This window comes from Veillonella sp. CAG:933 (assembly GCF_000431435.1).
Classification (GTDB): Bacteria; Bacillota; Negativicutes; order Veillonellales; family Veillonellaceae; genus Veillonella_A.
This window is the reverse complement of record NZ_HF986232.1, coordinates 24,533-38,886: the sequence shown is the minus strand read 5'-3', so window position 1 is coordinate 38,886 and position 14,354 is coordinate 24,533. Positions and strand designations below refer to the sequence as shown.

At 39.3% G+C, this 14,354-nt stretch carries 15 protein-coding genes and 1 riboswitch; of the genes, 4 read left to right on the top strand and 11 right to left on the bottom strand.

Annotation, left to right across the window (positions count from 1 at the left end):
• The 4 genes from QZL64_RS11845 to QZL64_RS11830 form a co-directional block, all read right to left on the bottom strand.
• Entirely contained in the window at positions 1-573 is a 573-nt protein-coding gene (locus QZL64_RS11845) for an ANTAR domain-containing response regulator (protein WP_021842170.1), read from the bottom strand.
• Positions 574-593: 20 nt separating this feature from the next.
• Positions 594-941: an ethanolamine utilization microcompartment protein EutS gene (eutS, locus tag QZL64_RS11840; protein ID WP_021842169.1), complete on the bottom strand. Its 348-nt coding sequence runs from the start codon at positions 939-941 to the stop codon at positions 594-596.
• Between the two features lie 38 nt (positions 942-979).
• Complete coding sequence (locus QZL64_RS11835) at positions 980-2,101, bottom strand: 1-propanol dehydrogenase PduQ (RefSeq protein ID WP_021842168.1); 1,122 nt, start codon at positions 2,099-2,101, stop codon at positions 980-982.
• Between the two features lie 481 nt (positions 2,102-2,582).
• A riboswitch (adenosylcobalamin (AdoCbl) riboswitch) is annotated at positions 2,583-2,722 on the bottom strand.
• Positions 2,723-2,780: 58 nt separating this feature from the next.
• Positions 2,781-3,365 (bottom strand): cob(I)yrinic acid a,c-diamide adenosyltransferase, encoded by a 585-nt coding sequence (locus tag QZL64_RS11830; RefSeq protein ID WP_021842167.1) that lies wholly within the window; start codon positions 3,363-3,365, stop codon positions 2,781-2,783.
• Between the two features lie 302 nt (positions 3,366-3,667).
• On the opposite strand from QZL64_RS11830, the gene QZL64_RS11825 reads away from it, so the two are divergent.
• A complete protein-coding gene (locus QZL64_RS11825; RefSeq protein WP_021842166.1) occupies positions 3,668-4,108 on the top strand; it encodes a EutP/PduV family microcompartment system protein in 441 nt (146 codons plus the stop codon).
• Between the two features lie 253 nt (positions 4,109-4,361).
• Complete coding sequence (locus QZL64_RS11820) at positions 4,362-4,517, top strand: hypothetical protein (protein WP_226974629.1); 156 nt, start codon at positions 4,362-4,364, stop codon at positions 4,515-4,517.
• A gap of 267 nt (positions 4,518-4,784) precedes the next feature.
• Here the strand turns inward: QZL64_RS11820 and QZL64_RS11815 are convergent, their stop codons facing one another.
• The 6 genes from QZL64_RS11815 to QZL64_RS11790 all read right to left on the bottom strand — a co-directional run bounded on the left by QZL64_RS11815 (position 4,785) and on the right by QZL64_RS11790 (position 10,146).
• Positions 4,785-6,098, bottom strand: a complete 1,314-nt coding sequence (locus QZL64_RS11815; RefSeq protein ID WP_021842165.1) for a sodium/glutamate symporter — start codon at positions 6,096-6,098, stop codon at positions 4,785-4,787.
• 399 nt (positions 6,099-6,497) lie between these two features.
• Positions 6,498-7,289 carry a sodium/glutamate symporter gene (locus QZL64_RS11810; RefSeq protein ID WP_296309611.1) on the bottom strand — a complete coding sequence of 264 codons (792 nt, stop codon included), beginning with the start codon at positions 7,287-7,289 and terminating at the stop codon, positions 6,498-6,500.
• Positions 7,216-7,800 carry a sodium/glutamate symporter gene (locus QZL64_RS11805; protein WP_296309606.1) on the bottom strand — a complete coding sequence of 195 codons (585 nt, stop codon included), beginning with the start codon at positions 7,798-7,800 and terminating at the stop codon, positions 7,216-7,218. Before QZL64_RS11805 ends, QZL64_RS11810 begins: the two co-directional genes overlap by 74 nt.
• A 178-nt stretch (positions 7,801-7,978) precedes the next feature.
• The gene (locus tag QZL64_RS11800; protein ID WP_021842163.1) at positions 7,979-8,284 is read right to left on the bottom strand and encodes a helix-turn-helix domain-containing protein; all 306 of its coding nucleotides are present in this window, start codon (positions 8,282-8,284) and stop codon (positions 7,979-7,981) included.
• A gap of 216 nt (positions 8,285-8,500) precedes the next feature.
• Complete coding sequence (locus QZL64_RS11795; RefSeq protein WP_021842162.1) at positions 8,501-9,778, bottom strand: nucleobase:cation symporter-2 family protein; 1,278 nt, start codon at positions 9,776-9,778, stop codon at positions 8,501-8,503.
• Positions 9,778-10,146 carry a CGGC domain-containing protein gene (locus QZL64_RS11790; protein WP_021842161.1) on the bottom strand — a complete coding sequence of 123 codons (369 nt, stop codon included), beginning with the start codon at positions 10,144-10,146 and terminating at the stop codon, positions 9,778-9,780. Before QZL64_RS11790 ends, QZL64_RS11795 begins: the two co-directional genes overlap by 1 nt.
• A gap of 409 nt (positions 10,147-10,555) precedes the next feature.
• Between QZL64_RS11790 and QZL64_RS11785 the strand changes: the two genes are divergently transcribed.
• The gene (locus QZL64_RS11785) at positions 10,556-11,710 is read left to right on the top strand and encodes an iron-containing alcohol dehydrogenase (protein WP_021842160.1); all 1,155 of its coding nucleotides are present in this window, start codon (positions 10,556-10,558) and stop codon (positions 11,708-11,710) included.
• 256 nt (positions 11,711-11,966) lie between these two features.
• Here the strand turns inward: QZL64_RS11785 and QZL64_RS11780 are convergent, their stop codons facing one another.
• A complete protein-coding gene (locus tag QZL64_RS11780; protein ID WP_021842159.1) occupies positions 11,967-12,869 on the bottom strand; it encodes a LysR family transcriptional regulator in 903 nt (300 codons plus the stop codon).
• An 863-nt stretch (positions 12,870-13,732) separates the two neighbouring features.
• Here QZL64_RS11780 and rpsD point away from each other — a divergent pair.
• Positions 13,733-14,320 (top strand): 30S ribosomal protein S4, encoded by a 588-nt coding sequence (gene rpsD, locus QZL64_RS11775; RefSeq protein WP_021842158.1) that lies wholly within the window; start codon positions 13,733-13,735, stop codon positions 14,318-14,320.
• Positions 14,321-14,354 lie beyond the last annotated feature (34 nt).

Here is a 14,354-nt window from a genome sequence, read left to right as displayed (position 1 = left end):
TCATTCACTATCCATTATAATTAATTCAGCAATTTCACTCATTTTAGAGCGTCTATCCATACTCAAGCGGCGTAATTTTTTATAGGCTTCATCCTCAGTAATTTTTAAATCACGGCACAGAATTCCTTTAGCCTTTTCAATTACTTTCCGTTCTTCTAAACGAAGCTTTAATCCCTCAATTTCTTGTTCTAAATTTTCAGTTTGTTGCCCCTTAGCGATTGCTACTTCAATAGTCGGAATAAGAGATTTTTCATCAATTGGTTTAATTAAATAGCCTGTTGCACCAAGCTTTTTCGCTTTTTCTGTATTTTCAAAATCTCCATAAGCAGTTAAAAATACTATACTGCTCGCCAATTTATCTTGCGCAACTTTTTTTGCTGCCTTTAAACCATCAAGTACCGGCATTTGAATATCCATCAATACTAAATCCGGTTTTACATTACGGCAAATCTCTACTGCCTCAAAGCCATCGGCTGCTTCGCCGCTTACTTCATAGCCTGCATCTGTTAAGATATCTTTAATATCTAAACGAGTTATTGGCTCATCATCGACAATAACTATTCTTCCTCGCATAAGTAGGTCTCCTCGATTTCTTAAGTTCTGGTAATTTCACAACCTAATGCAAATTTTAAAATATTTCGTAGCCCGTCCACAACAGCTCGCAACGCCGTTTCAACGGAACTAACATCACCATAAATAACCACCGATCCGGAGAATCGGTCTACAAAACCAATTTTAACATCACCACTTTTAGTTGCTATATCAACAGCGATTATAGCTGCTTCTGCCGGTGTTATTGTTAAAATCCCAAGTGCATTGTATACATCACTGGGTAATCCCAACTTGCCATAAATCTCCTTAGCCGGATTGGCAATAATATGGGCTAGCGTTATCTGTTTCCCAGGAACGTATTCTTGAATCATACGCTGTTTTTCTTCCATAGCCACACCTTTCCAGCATTACCTTATCAGACTGACGGTTAAGCAATTTGATTTAAAATATTTTTAATATCATCTGCCGTAGGTATTCTTGGATTAGCAGCTGTACATGCATCAGCTAACGCAGCTTTTGCAATAGCATCACCGCTCTCCATAATTTCACTACGATTAAACCCACAATCAGTTAATGTTAAAGGCATTTTCAGAGTACTCTGTAAATGCTTAATCTGCCGAATTAAAGCAGCCACTCCGATTCTCGGATTTACACTAGTTGTCGCTTTAACAATATTCGCCAATCTAGTATATTTCTTAGCAGCATATAAATCTTTGTTTTGATAATCACCATTATACGCCACAATATGCGGCAATAAAATAGCATTGATTCGTCCATGCGGTACATGGAATCTACCGCCGATAGCGTGTGCCATACCGTGATTTAATCCCAAGTTCGTCAAATTAAATGCCATACCGGCCATACAGGAAGCCACATGCATCTGTTCTCTGGCATAACTATTCGTACCGTTCGAAAATGCTTCCGGCAAATATTCAAACACTAATTGAATTGCATATTCAACTAATACTTTTGCCATAACATTTTCATTCAATGATACATAGGATTCAATTAAATGAACTAAAACGTCCATGCCTGTATCAGCCGTAATACTAGGCGGTACACTCATTACTAAGCGAGTATCTAAAATTGCAATATTAGGTTGTATTTCATCGGTAACAATCGGATATTTTGTTCCTGTTTCCAGCATTGTGATTACTGAAAAATTTGTTACTTCTGAACCGGTACCACTTGTGGTCGGTACAGCAATAAACATTAAATCTTTATTGGCTTTAACGCGATTGCCGAAATACAACATAGCTTTCCCCGCATCAATAGCAGATCCGCCACCTACTGAAATAATTGCATCAGCATTTGATTCTACTAAGTGACTTACACCGGCAGCGACTACTTCAGTCGGCGGATCCGGAACAATATCACTAAAAATCTCTACTTCAGCAAAGTCTAAGTTCTCCGTTACATGTGAAATCATTCCAGACTGAACCATAAATGGATCCGTCACTATGAAAACCTTTTTTACAGGGAGATCACGAAGACCTTGCAACGCATCTTCCCCTACCCATAGTGTCGTAGGAAATTTAATTTTCTGCATACATGTTCTCCTGCTTAACAAATAAAAAAAGAAGCCCTCACGGAATACACCCTCCGTTTAAGCTTCATTGCAAACCATGCACGCCATTGTACACGAAAATCTTATAACAATAATTTATACTTAACCAAAAAAAATGTCAATAAAAATTACGTATTTCAATTATGCATAATATATATACTATTTCAAATTTTCTCCGATTTATACCTAAATTAGCAGTTATTTTAACTTGTTCTCTCTTTGACTATGATATAACACCCGATGACAAAAGGGTTCTTTACACTTATAACAAAAGGGCATGGAGTACTAGCTCCATGCCCTTTTCCTATTTTTGAACTAATGTCACACTCCACTGTGCTGTGCTCTCTCATCATTGAACGACTAACATTAGTCCATCAATAGACGCACGTCTCTGTGCAAGACAGATTAATACATGCCGGTTTATTTTCTGCATTAATTCCAGTGAAGTACTACAATGCCACAAAAACAACATCCTGTCTTACCTCGAAACAGCATGTGTAATGAAATCCGCGAAAGACCTGACTTAGGCAAAAGCCATCACAGTGGCGGGACCGTGTTAGATTCTCACTAACTTCCATCGTCAGATTTCATATTTCTATTAATCTAAAAGCAATAATAACATATCTTAATCAATTCTGCAAGAACAGGATAATCCCAATAATTATTTTATATTTTTGGTCTTAGCATTATGAAATACTTCAGCACTTCTGGTATAAAATATATCTTCCATACCTTGTTTAGTGTTTAAGTATCTTGCTAAAGCATAAAAATAGTCTGATAATCGATTAACAAACATAACCAACTCTCCCGGTATTTTCGCGGTCATCTGTAATCGAACTATTCGTCGTTCGGCCCGTCTTGCAATCGTCCGTGCCATGTGAATCATACTGGCCTCACGAGTTCCACCGGGCAAAATAAAACGATTAATCTCCGGTGATTTAGCCGTATACTCATCAATTCGGGCTTCCAACCATGATATAGCATCAACAGGTAAAGTTATTTCTCGATTTAACGACTCCGGAGTTGCTAAATCAGTACCTACATCAAATAAGAAATGCTGTAAATGTTGTAATTCATTTTTTTCCTCGAATAAAGACGAATCAAATTGCGATATAGCATAACCAATCCACGAATTTAATTCATCAATAGTACCATAGCTATCTACTCGATCTGAATCTTTTGATACTGCAATACCGCCCACTAAACGGGTCATCCCCTTATCGCCGGTTTTAGTGTAAATTTTCATAGTAAAGCTCCTTTCTCATTACATGGTATATATATCATTGAAATACCGGTAATTATAGAGAATATTATGAGAATCACTAATTTTTCCTCATTAAAAATCCTCTTTCAAAGCCACTATGCTTTATTTACACTTCATTGTGTTAACTTGATAATACAAATAAGCCTCATTTTTGTCAATTTACTAATTATCATAGATTGCTGACTATTTACATTTATTTAAAAATCCTGTATCTTAAAACTACATACAGTAAACTCTTGCTTAACATTCCTTTTTATTATACACCGTTAATAAGGAGTGTTTTTATGAAAAAAATTATGTTTGTTGGCCCCAGTGGTGTTGGTAAAACAACTCTAACACAGCGAATTGAAGGTGTTGAAATCGTTTACGCAAAAACACAAACGGTTCAATTTCATGACGATATTATTGATACGCCGGGTGAGTTTGTCCAACATAGACTTATGTACAACGCCCTTCTAGTTACTGCTGCAGAGGCTGACATTTTAGGTTTTCTCATTTCCGCAAAGGAAAAAGAGCAAATGTTTCCTCCGGGATTTGCCAGTCTATTTAATAAGCCTGCTATCGGTATTATCACAAAAATGGATTTAATAGATGAAAACGATGATATTGAATTTATTAAAAATCAACTTGTAATGACCGGAGCTTCACCAATTTTTAAAGTAGGCATCAATAGTGACAAAGGTATTCAAGATCTTTTAAACTATCTCAATACCTTAGATAAATAATAATGAACGGAAAAGGAAGTGCTTAAATCTTGGCACTTCCTTTTTTACACTCTATTTATGCTAAAAATATTCTTTTCAAATAAAACCGGCCCAAAAGTTTCAATAATTGCCCTATTATATCTAAATATCTAAAATTTTCACTATACAAATATTCCAATTTACGTTATAATTACATTGGAAGAATCAGATTTAATATGACAGTTTTATCAGCATCAATTTCTAATGAGACTGTCTCAAATATAGGGAGGTATTTATGAAGTTTTTATCATCAACAGTAACAACGGGAATTTCTTTTGGATCCGCCTTGGCCATGGTGATTAGCTATGCCAACTGGCATTCCATCCCTTGGGCAATTCTTCACGGCCTATTCGGATGGTTTTACGTTATATATTACGCTTTATTCAAATAGATCCCCCTTAATCCCACTCCTAAAGAAGGAAGGCATTGCCAATACCGAGCGGCAATGCCTTCCTTCTTTTTACTTTATTATTTCCTGACCATATCAGATGGGGTGAACACCCTCAATTACTTACTGTTCTTGACTTGTAAAACCACCGCTTTACTTGCTATACTATTCATATAAGAAGTCGTTAGAGTAAGATGCTGGGACGATGATTGTCCGATGGCGTTCATTACTTGACGACTCTTTTTTACGTAGAAGAACCGTGATTCCAGTTTAATGGGCAAAGTAATTAATAAACCACACAATACAAGGTACCGCAAACAAGTCTACCAAGAAGGCGCCACATAGTGGCACAATGAGAAAAGCTTTAGTAGATGGACCGTATTTTTCAATAACGGCTTTCATATTCGCCATCGCGTTTGGCGTAGCACCCAAACCATGACCGGCCATGCCGGCACACATAATAACCGCATCATAGGATTTCCCCAAAACCGGGAATGCCACGAATATATTATACACAATCATGAAAATAACTTGCGACATGAGGATGACAATCATCCGCAATGCCAAGTCGGCCAGTTCCCACAATTTAAGGGTCATGAGGGCCATGGACAAGAAGATGCCAAGACACACGTCGCCAATAAGCCCAATGGTCGGATTATGCAATTCAACAAGATTAAATTTGTCGTTGATATTGCGTAATAAAACGGCAAAGAACATCCCGCCCACATAGTTAGGTATAGCAAAGCCGAAAGTACTTTTTACGAAAACGGCTAATTCCATGCCCACGACCATACAGATAGCGATGATAAAACCATGCAGCAGGAATACATGAGCTGCCACTTCTTCACTCACTTCCTTGCCCTCTTCGATTTTTTCAACCGTTAACGCTTCATTCACACTGGTTGTATCCGGACCTGCCACTTGCTCTATCTCTTGAGCTAAACCGGCTGTTTTACCTTCTTCCGCTAATTCTTCGTTTTCAGTGGAGCGCAGATTATATTTATTAAGAAAAAATCTAGCGAGAGGTCCACCAATTACACCGCCGGCCACAACGCCAAAAGTAGCAGCCGCCATGGCCACCGCCGTAGCTCCGTAAACGCCCATAGCTTCCACTTCCGGACCAAAGGCTCCGGCATTACCGTGACCACCTTCCATGGATACGGCGCCCATTAAAACGCCCAGTAGCGGATCAAGACCGAGCACTTTGGACCAAGAAACACCAATTACGTTCTGCATAAGGGACAAAAAAGCACATAGAGCCCAATAATAAAATAATAACTTGCCACCTTTTTTCACCAGTTTAAGACTCGCTATAAGCCCAACGGTAGCGAAGAATGCCAGCATAAACGGCGTTTGCAATATAGTATCCATTTTAACGTTTAAAATATTCGTCTCATGTAGCACTAACATAATCAGGGAAAACAACAATCCACCGGCTAGCGGTGCGGGAATACAGAATCGACTCAAAAAGCCAACTCGATTGACAATAATGCGTCCCAATAAGAGTAGGAAGATTGCCAGCGCCAATGTAGCAATCATATCAAGCTCAATTACCGGAATCCCTTGATCCATAAAAAAGTTCATACTTTCGCCTCCTAGCCAAAACAATATCATTATGGCTAACACCCTATTTACATGTAAGCAGCGGCCCCACCCGGCCGCCAAAGGCTATAGTTATTATGTTAAAGGCTACTATGCTACGGCTCCCCGGATACTACAATTAGTACTATAGCTGACAATCCGACTTCTTTCCACGCTACAAGGGTACTCATAATAAAGCACACCAAATGCTTATCATAATGCGCACCAAAATACTCACAATTTTAAGTATTCGTTATAAATTTAAATTCTCCTGCTACGAATTACGTATAACTCAAAAATATAGAATATATAATTTTTAATCATAGTTCCTACAAAAAAAACCACCGCAGTCTATGAACTGTGGTGGTTTTTACTTTAAACAGGACAATCTCTTCCCACACCTTAATGCGCAAAGTAATTAATAAACCATACGATACATGGTAAGGCAAACAAGTCAATTAAGAAGGCGCCGCAAAGTGGTACGATTAAGAATGCCTTAGTGGATGGGCCGTATTTTTCAGTAACAGCCTTCATATTAGCCATAGCGTTTGGCGTAGCGCCCAACCCGTGACCGGCCATACCGGCACACATAATCACCGCATCATAGGTTTTGCCCAATAATGGGAATACAGCGAATAAGCAGTAAACAATCATGAACACAACTTGGGCACCTAATACGATGAGCATTGGAATCGCTAAATCAATGAGTTCCCACAATTTAAGGGTCATCAAGGCCATGGATAAGAATACACCTAAGCAATAATCGCCGATTAAATTAATTGTTTCCGTATGAACTTTAACCACATGGAGTTGGTCGTTAAGGTTACGTAAAATTACGGCGAAGAACATGGCCCCCACATAACTTGGAAGTGCTATCCCTAAAGCGCCTTTGAGCCAGCCGGCCACAGCCAAACCTACGGTCATACAAACAGCAATAATAGCTGAATGAGTAAACAACGAATGAGCCGACACTTCCGATTCAGCGTATTCACTCTCCTGTTTAGCCGTTTTGGCTACATTGGCATCATCGGAACTAGCAGTTGAAGTTGTTTTACTACCGGTGGATCCTACGGTACCACCCTCAGCCAATTCTATCTTTTCTGTGGAGCGCAAGTCATATTTATTTAAAAGATACTTGGCAATCGGCCCACCGATTAAACCACCGGAAACAAGACCAAAGGTGGCAGCCGCCATAGCTACCGCTGTAGCCCCAAATACACCCATCGCTTCTACATTCAGGTCCGAAGGCACCGGCGGCTCCATGGCCGCCTTCCATGGAAACAGCCCCCATCAATACGCCCAGTAACGGATCAATGTCTAAGAGCTGTGCCAATGACACACCAATCACGTTTTGCATCAAGGATAAAAAGCCGCAAAGGAGCCAGTAGAATAATAGCAGTTTGCCGCCCTTTTTCACAAGCTTAAGACTGGCAATCATCCCGATGGTGGAGAAAAAAGCCAACATAAACGGTGTTTGCAATAAGGTATCCATCTTAATAACTAAGATATTCGTTTGGTGAAAAATTAACATTAATATAGAAAAAAGCAACCCGCCGGCTACCGGAGCCGGAATACAAAAGCGTCCTAAAATACTGATGCGATTAACCATTACGCGACCTAAGAGTAACAGCAAAATCGCTAATGCCAATGTGGCAATCATATCCAGCTTAATAACCGGACTCCCTTGTTCCCATAAAAATGTCATAGTTTCGCCTCCTGAATAACAATGCCTTGCAACTCACAGAATAAAAAATAATGCATTTTAAGTATACAATATATTACTTCTACTCATCTACATGATTCTCCTGCTTTTTGTATACAAAAAGGCAAAATATAGACTATAAAAAAAGAACCCGCTTACAATAAGCCGGCTCCTATGAAAATTAAATCCAAGAAATTAAGTCTATTAAAATTAAGTCCATGAAATTAAGTCTATAAAAAGCAGAAACAGCATCCTCTTTCTGCTCCAGAACGAGAATGCTGTCAATTGTTACACCAAATAATACACTTAACGCAACCAAGTTGTCTACACGCGGTAAGCTTTGCCCCCATTGCCATCGGTAAATGGCTTGCGGGTCACTAAAACCGAATGCTTCTTGCAAGTCTTTAACGGAGTATCCGCTTTTAATCCGTAAAGCCTGAATCTGGGCGCCTGTTGCTACCATATCAATTGCGGGGAACATCTTCATAATAGTCGCCTCCTACCAATGAATGACCAAGTACCATTTGTTGATTCGCTTGTTAAGTTACCTTTTTATTATAGCGTAAAACCGTATTTTTGTCATTAAACTGCAAGTTCAAACGATGATAGTTGTCCTACCGCAATAAAAGCGTTGTTTTTTCAAAACCCTGAGGCGTTATCTTTATTTAGTTCCTATTATTTACTGTCTATTATTTAATGCCTATCATTTGCTTTTTTTAATCTTATCATAGTTAAACAAGATATTAAGCACCACAGCGGTCAAAGCACCTACTACAATACCACTTTCCAGTAGGATACGCACGGACGACGGAAACTGAGCGAATAAATTTGGCGTTACCGTCACGCCCAGGCCCAATGTAATGGAGCAAGCCGCAATAAGCATCGTGTTCGAATCGGTAAGATCCGCTTTGCCCAACATACGAATGCCGGCCGCACACACCATACCGAACATGGCAACCATGGCACCGCCCAATACAGACGTTGGAATAATCGTTGCCAAAGCGGCGAATTTAGGCACCAAGCCCAATACGACAAGCATAATACCGCATACTACGATTACCGTGGTTTTGCGTACTTTGGATAATTCCACGAGCCCCACATTTTGTGAAAACGTGGTATACGGGAAGGAGTTAAAAATACCGCCTATAATGGAAGCCAAGCCTTCCGCGCGATAGCCGTGAGCGAGATCTTGCGGTGTTAATTTACGATTGCAAATTTCACCTAAGGCCAAGAACACACCGGTCGATTCCACCATACTTACCATGGCCACAATGGTCATAGTCAAAATAGCGCTGGCGTGGAATGTGGGTAGGCCAAAGTAAAACGGTTGTGGAATATGAGCCCACGTAGCTTCCGCCACCGGCGCAAAGTCAACCATACCTAAGAAGAAGGCCGCTATTGTGCCCGCAATGAGTCCCAGCAATACGGAAATGGCTTGAATATATCCTTTGAAAAGGCGATTTAAAATAAGTATGAAGGCCAACACGGCAAAACCGAGGCTCAAATTCATAACACTGCCAAAATCCGGGCTGCCAAGGCCGCCCGCTAAATTATTCATAGCTACGGGAACCAAGGTAACGCCAATAACAGTTACTATAGAGCCGGTGACTACCGGCGGGAAGAACCGCACTAATTTACCAAACCAATGCGAAATAATAAACACAATAAGACCGGATGTAATGATGGCCCCGTAAATAGCCCCAAGGCCCAGCTCTTTACCAATGGCAATCATAGGAAATACGGCCGTAAAGGTACAGCCCAGCACTACCGGTAAGCCGATGCCGAAAAAGCGATTACGCCACACTTGAAGCAGCGTCGCAATCCCTGACGTCAATAAATCGGCCCCAATTAAATAGGCAATCTGCATAGTCGTCAGATTTAAACTGCTGCCCACGATAATCGGTACGATAACAGCACCGGCATACATGGCCAATACATGTTGCAAACCTAAGAAAAAAGTTTGACTTTTACGTAATTCCATTATTCTGCCTCCTTCGGCTGACGCGCTTTTAATTCTACCGCCATTTTGCCCTTACCTTTACCATCCGGACTGCCATGCGTATAGCCGACTACGTCAAAATATTCGGCACAAGCATCGGCAATGGTCTCGTAATCTTCGTTTTTACTCTTCGTACACGTTGAAATATGCACCACATCCACACCTTTTTTGCGAAGGGTTTCCAGCTTTTTCGTTAAATCACCGCCGGAATGGCTAAATCCGACTAATTCAATCTCTTCCCCTTCATAGCGGGCAAAGGAATCTTTCTTACCCATGAATGCCCCTAAACAACCGCCGCAAGAGCAACGCTGCATCGTATCTTCATTGACTAAAATAGCTATTTTTTTCATATATCCACCTGCGTTTCTTACAATCAACTTAAACTTTAACAATTATTTAAAACATCTGAGTAATTCTAAAACCTAATTATCTTAGTTTTTCTAATCGACTTAAAACTTTTACTTCACAAATCGTGAAATTATTGTTTAAATCACACTTTTTCGAAGATATGTCAAATACCCTTTACTCATAAATAAGACATATTTTTTCATGTATATACGAACAAATTAACACATAATACCTGTATATTATATAACAATCCGCCTAAAATCGGTGTTGCTCCGGCTTCATTTTCAGCGGCTTTACTATTTAAATTATTCATAGTTAAAATCACTTTTATACATTGTTTTAATCTTGAAAAAAGCGTACAATACAAATATAAACACCGTTCAAATTATGTAAACATTAGGAGGTAAATCCATGGCTTATGCAACATTTCGAATTCCACACACCATCATTCATGGCGACGATGCCCTCACTCATCTCTCAAAATTAGAAGGCAAACGCGCTACAATCGTAACCGGTGGCAACTCCATGCGCAAATTCGGCTTTCTTGACGAAGCTAAAGCCCAACTTGAAAAGGGTGGTATGGAAGTTCAAATCATTGACGGCGTAGAACCGGATCCATCCATCAAGACTTGTATCGAAGGCGGCGCTAAAATGGCCGAATTCCAACCGGATTGGATTATTGCCTTAGGTGGTGGCTCCCCTATGGACGCAGCCAAAATCATGTGGGTATACTACGAATACCCTGGCTATGATTTCATGGAACTTGTGAAATTCAACTTCCCTAAACTACGCACTAAAGCTCGCCTCATCGGTATCCCATCCACCAGTGGTACTGCTTCGGAAATCACGGCTTTCAGCGTAATTACCGATACGGACAACAACATTAAATATCCATTAGTATCCCCTGATTTAGTACCGGATATTGCTTTATTAGACAGCCGCATTCCATCCAAAATGCCGCCGCTCATTACAGCGCAAACCGGTATGGACGTAATGACGCATGCTGTTGAAGCTTATGTATCTACAGCAGCCGATGATTTCACCGATCCATTGGCACTCCATGCTATTCAATTGATTTTTGAATATTTGGAAACAGCTTACCAGGAACCTGACAATATTAAAGCACGCGACAAAGTACATAACGCCTCCACTATGGCCGGCATGTCCTTCACCAACTGCTCCTTAGGTATCGTTCACAGTATGGCTCACAAAATCGGTGGTGAATTCCACTTAACTCATGGCGAAGCTAATGCTATCTTGTTACCATACATCATTCAATACAACAAAAAAGCTACCCAGAAATATGCTCAATTGGAAGGTATTCTCGGTATTGAAAACCTTGAACGCGCCATCTGGAACCTCAATAAACGCTTAGGCTTAAGCAAAACGATTAAAGATGGTTTAAATACTGTTATTCCGGAAGACAAATTCTTAGCCGTTCTCGATCGTATGAGCGAACGCGCTCTTGAAGACGCTTGCACGTTGACTAACCCACGTAAACCAACCGTAGAAGATATTAAGAAAATCTACGAAGCAGCTTACTACGGTAAGGATGTAAACTTCTAAGATACGTATTACTTATCGGGTATATTACCTAACGGGTATGTCTGCCCCTATTATTTAGTTAGGTCTATATATCCGGCAGCACTTAACTAGGCATTATTTAGGGAGATGAGCATACGTCACTATGCTCAGTTATCTAATTACTTCCGAATTCCAAATAAAATAATGCAACAAACGCGGTTTGACCGAAAGGTACAAACCGCGTTTTCATTTGATGAGACAAACTTATGTAAAGCACAAAACTAATTTTTCCCCAAAATCAGCCGTTAACTCCTACTTTTTGAACAATGTAATCCATAAACGTTTTCATTGTTTCCCATTTAGAGTTGTTGTTACGATATACAAAGCAAACCTGAAGATTTAACGGTTTGGCTAATGCATAGATACCATCCTTAATGCCAAGTGCATCCAATAAATGACGGGAAATCAAAGACCCCGCTTCATTGCGCTGACAATAATCAATCATGGCATACGGATTAGATAAACGTACCAAATGTGGTAAGGACTGACGTCCTTCTTCCGAGAAGTAGGATTTCAAACGATGGCTCATGAAATATTTTGGTGGATACATAACCATTGGATAATCCAACAATTCTTCAGTGTTCAATACTTTACCGGCCGGTAATTCGCGCTTAGGCGCATAATAAACTACAGAATCTTCACGGATAGCAATACTTTCATAGCTACTCATATCTTTATTATTTGGCAAGTAGCAAGTACCAATGTCAATGCGGTTTTCACGCAAATCCAGTAACATTTCTTCTTCTTCCATGTCATAAATGGAAATAGAGAAATTGGGGTTAGTCTGTTGAAAATACGATACATGCGCATTCATACGCACATCACCGATACTCCGCAAAATACCTACGTTGAGCATAGGCCGTTCTAACTTATTGGCCAAACGAATGCTATGAATAGCACGTTCCAGTGTTTCAATAATATGCTCTGCTTCCGGTAAGAATTTCTCACCTTCCGCTGTAAGGCGGCTACCACGGGTAGAGCGAGCTATTAATTTTACACCAACTAAACGTTCCAGTTTTTTCATCTGCGCACTAAAAGCAGATTGTGTAATATTAGCAGCTTGAGCAGCTAACGTGAAGTTACCCATTTTACTATAGGTTATAAAACTTTGTAACTCTTGCAGAGTAGGTAGTTCATCCATCTTATCATCTCCTTTTCATGCATTACATATTCATACATTCATAATAAGTATAAAATTCCCTCAACGACTGATGAAGGTAGTCTCTCTTCTTTAACCTTAGTATACCATGTATTGATTCAGTTAGAAAAGAGATATGTACAAAAATTTTATAAATTTATCGATACTTTCGAACATTAAATGATGACATTGGCGGTATTATTCAAAACATTTATTAGATAATTTTATTCATTCATTTATAAATCCTCTTAATCAACGAAAAATAACTATACCCAATCAAACAAGTATGGATATTTTGTGCTATATCCCCTATAAGTTACTTGATAATAATCTACGCATCACTTCTCATGATTTTTTCATGTTTATAAGATACAACGAATATTGAAAGTAGTTTTCTTTATAAAAATATTGAATAAAATTTGTGATAATGCAATTTTAAAACTTTCGTTTTTCACGCAATTTTATAAAAAATCTCAGAATTTTGTATTGATTTATAATACCATTCACTTGAAAAACACATTCATCCTCATCATGAATACTTTTTGAATATTTATTAATTCATAACCTAAAGCAAAGTAAAATTCTTAGACTAAGAGCAATAAAAAGCGCACCTAATTGAAAATAGTCGATATATTTACTTCAAGTTAGCAGGAGTTTTCAAAAGGATAACAGATTGTCACTAACCTACCAATAACCTTATAATAACCTTATGATGACCGTATGACAACCTTATGATAACCTTGCAATAAACTGCAGATATTTAGGCAATATAAATTGACAGTTAGCCTCGTATATGCTATCATTATTGGGTATCTTATTAGGATACAGATATTATTTTTTTATTTTTACTATGAGGTGATAAACACATGGCAACGAGAAGAGAAGCACGCTTTAAGTTATGTCGTCGCTTCGGTGTGAACGTTTTCGGTCACTCCAAAGCTTTAAAGCGCGTAAAGAAAGACCAACGTCAGAAAAAAATGTCTGAATACGGTTTACAATTATTAGAAAAACAGAAAGTTAAAGCTTATTACAACTTGCTAGAACGCCAGTTCGTACGCTATTATGATAAAGCGAAAAAAATGCAGGGTGTTACCGGTGAAAACATGTTAGTATTGTTGGAATCCCGTCTTGACAACCTCGTATATCGCATTGGCTTCGGTAACTCCATCCGTCAAGCACGTCAGATGGTTAACCATGGCCACATTCTTGTTAACGGCCGTCGCGTAGACATTCCTTCCTACCAGTGCAAACCTGGTAATGTAATCGAACTTCGCGAAGCATCCCGTGACAACGAAATGTTCAAAACAAACTTCCAGGAACTTCGTTCTTTCGAACTTCCTTACATTACTAAAGACTTGGAAGCCTTCAAAGGTACTTTCAACCGTCTTCCTGAACGTTCCGAACTTCCTATCGAAGTTAACGAAACGCTCATCGTCGAATTGTACTCCAAATAATAAGTACTTTACGCAGAACGCAAAAGAGCAACAG

Coding starts and splice junctions, on each gene's coding strand:
- QZL64_RS11805 (WP_296309606.1), bottom strand. CDS start 7,800: ATGACATTTTTATGGGAACAAGGGAGTCCGGTTATTAAGCTGGATATG.
- QZL64_RS11825 (WP_021842166.1), top strand. CDS start 3,668: ATGAAAAAAATTATGTTTGTTGGCCCCAGTGGTGTTGGTAAAACAACT.
- eutS (WP_021842169.1), bottom strand. CDS start 941: ATGGAAGAAAAACAGCGTATGATTCAAGAATACGTTCCTGGGAAACAG.
- QZL64_RS11790 (WP_021842161.1), bottom strand. CDS start 10,146: ATGAAAAAAATAGCTATTTTAGTCAATGAAGATACGATGCAGCGTTGC.
- QZL64_RS11830 (WP_021842167.1), bottom strand. CDS start 3,365: ATGAAAATTTACACTAAAACCGGCGATAAGGGGATGACCCGTTTAGTG.
- QZL64_RS11845 (WP_021842170.1), bottom strand. CDS start 573: ATGCGAGGAAGAATAGTTATTGTCGATGATGAGCCAATAACTCGTTTA.
- rpsD (WP_021842158.1), top strand. CDS start 13,733: ATGGCAACGAGAAGAGAAGCACGCTTTAAGTTATGTCGTCGCTTCGGT.
- QZL64_RS11835 (WP_021842168.1), bottom strand. CDS start 2,101: ATGCAGAAAATTAAATTTCCTACGACACTATGGGTAGGGGAAGATGCG.
- QZL64_RS11780 (WP_021842159.1), bottom strand. CDS start 12,869: ATGGATGAACTACCTACTCTGCAAGAGTTACAAAGTTTTATAACCTAT.
- QZL64_RS11795 (WP_021842162.1), bottom strand. CDS start 9,778: ATGGAATTACGTAAAAGTCAAACTTTTTTCTTAGGTTTGCAACATGTA.
- QZL64_RS11785 (WP_021842160.1), top strand. CDS start 10,556: ATGGCTTATGCAACATTTCGAATTCCACACACCATCATTCATGGCGAC.
- QZL64_RS11810 (WP_296309611.1), bottom strand. CDS start 7,289: ATGGCGGCTGCCACCTTTGGTCTTGTTTCCGGTGGTTTAATCGGTGGG.
- QZL64_RS11800 (WP_021842163.1), bottom strand. CDS start 8,284: ATGAAGATGTTCCCCGCAATTGATATGGTAGCAACAGGCGCCCAGATT.
- QZL64_RS11820 (WP_226974629.1), top strand. CDS start 4,362: ATGAAGTTTTTATCATCAACAGTAACAACGGGAATTTCTTTTGGATCC.
- QZL64_RS11815 (WP_021842165.1), bottom strand. CDS start 6,098: ATGAACTTTTTTATGGATCAAGGGATTCCGGTAATTGAGCTTGATATG.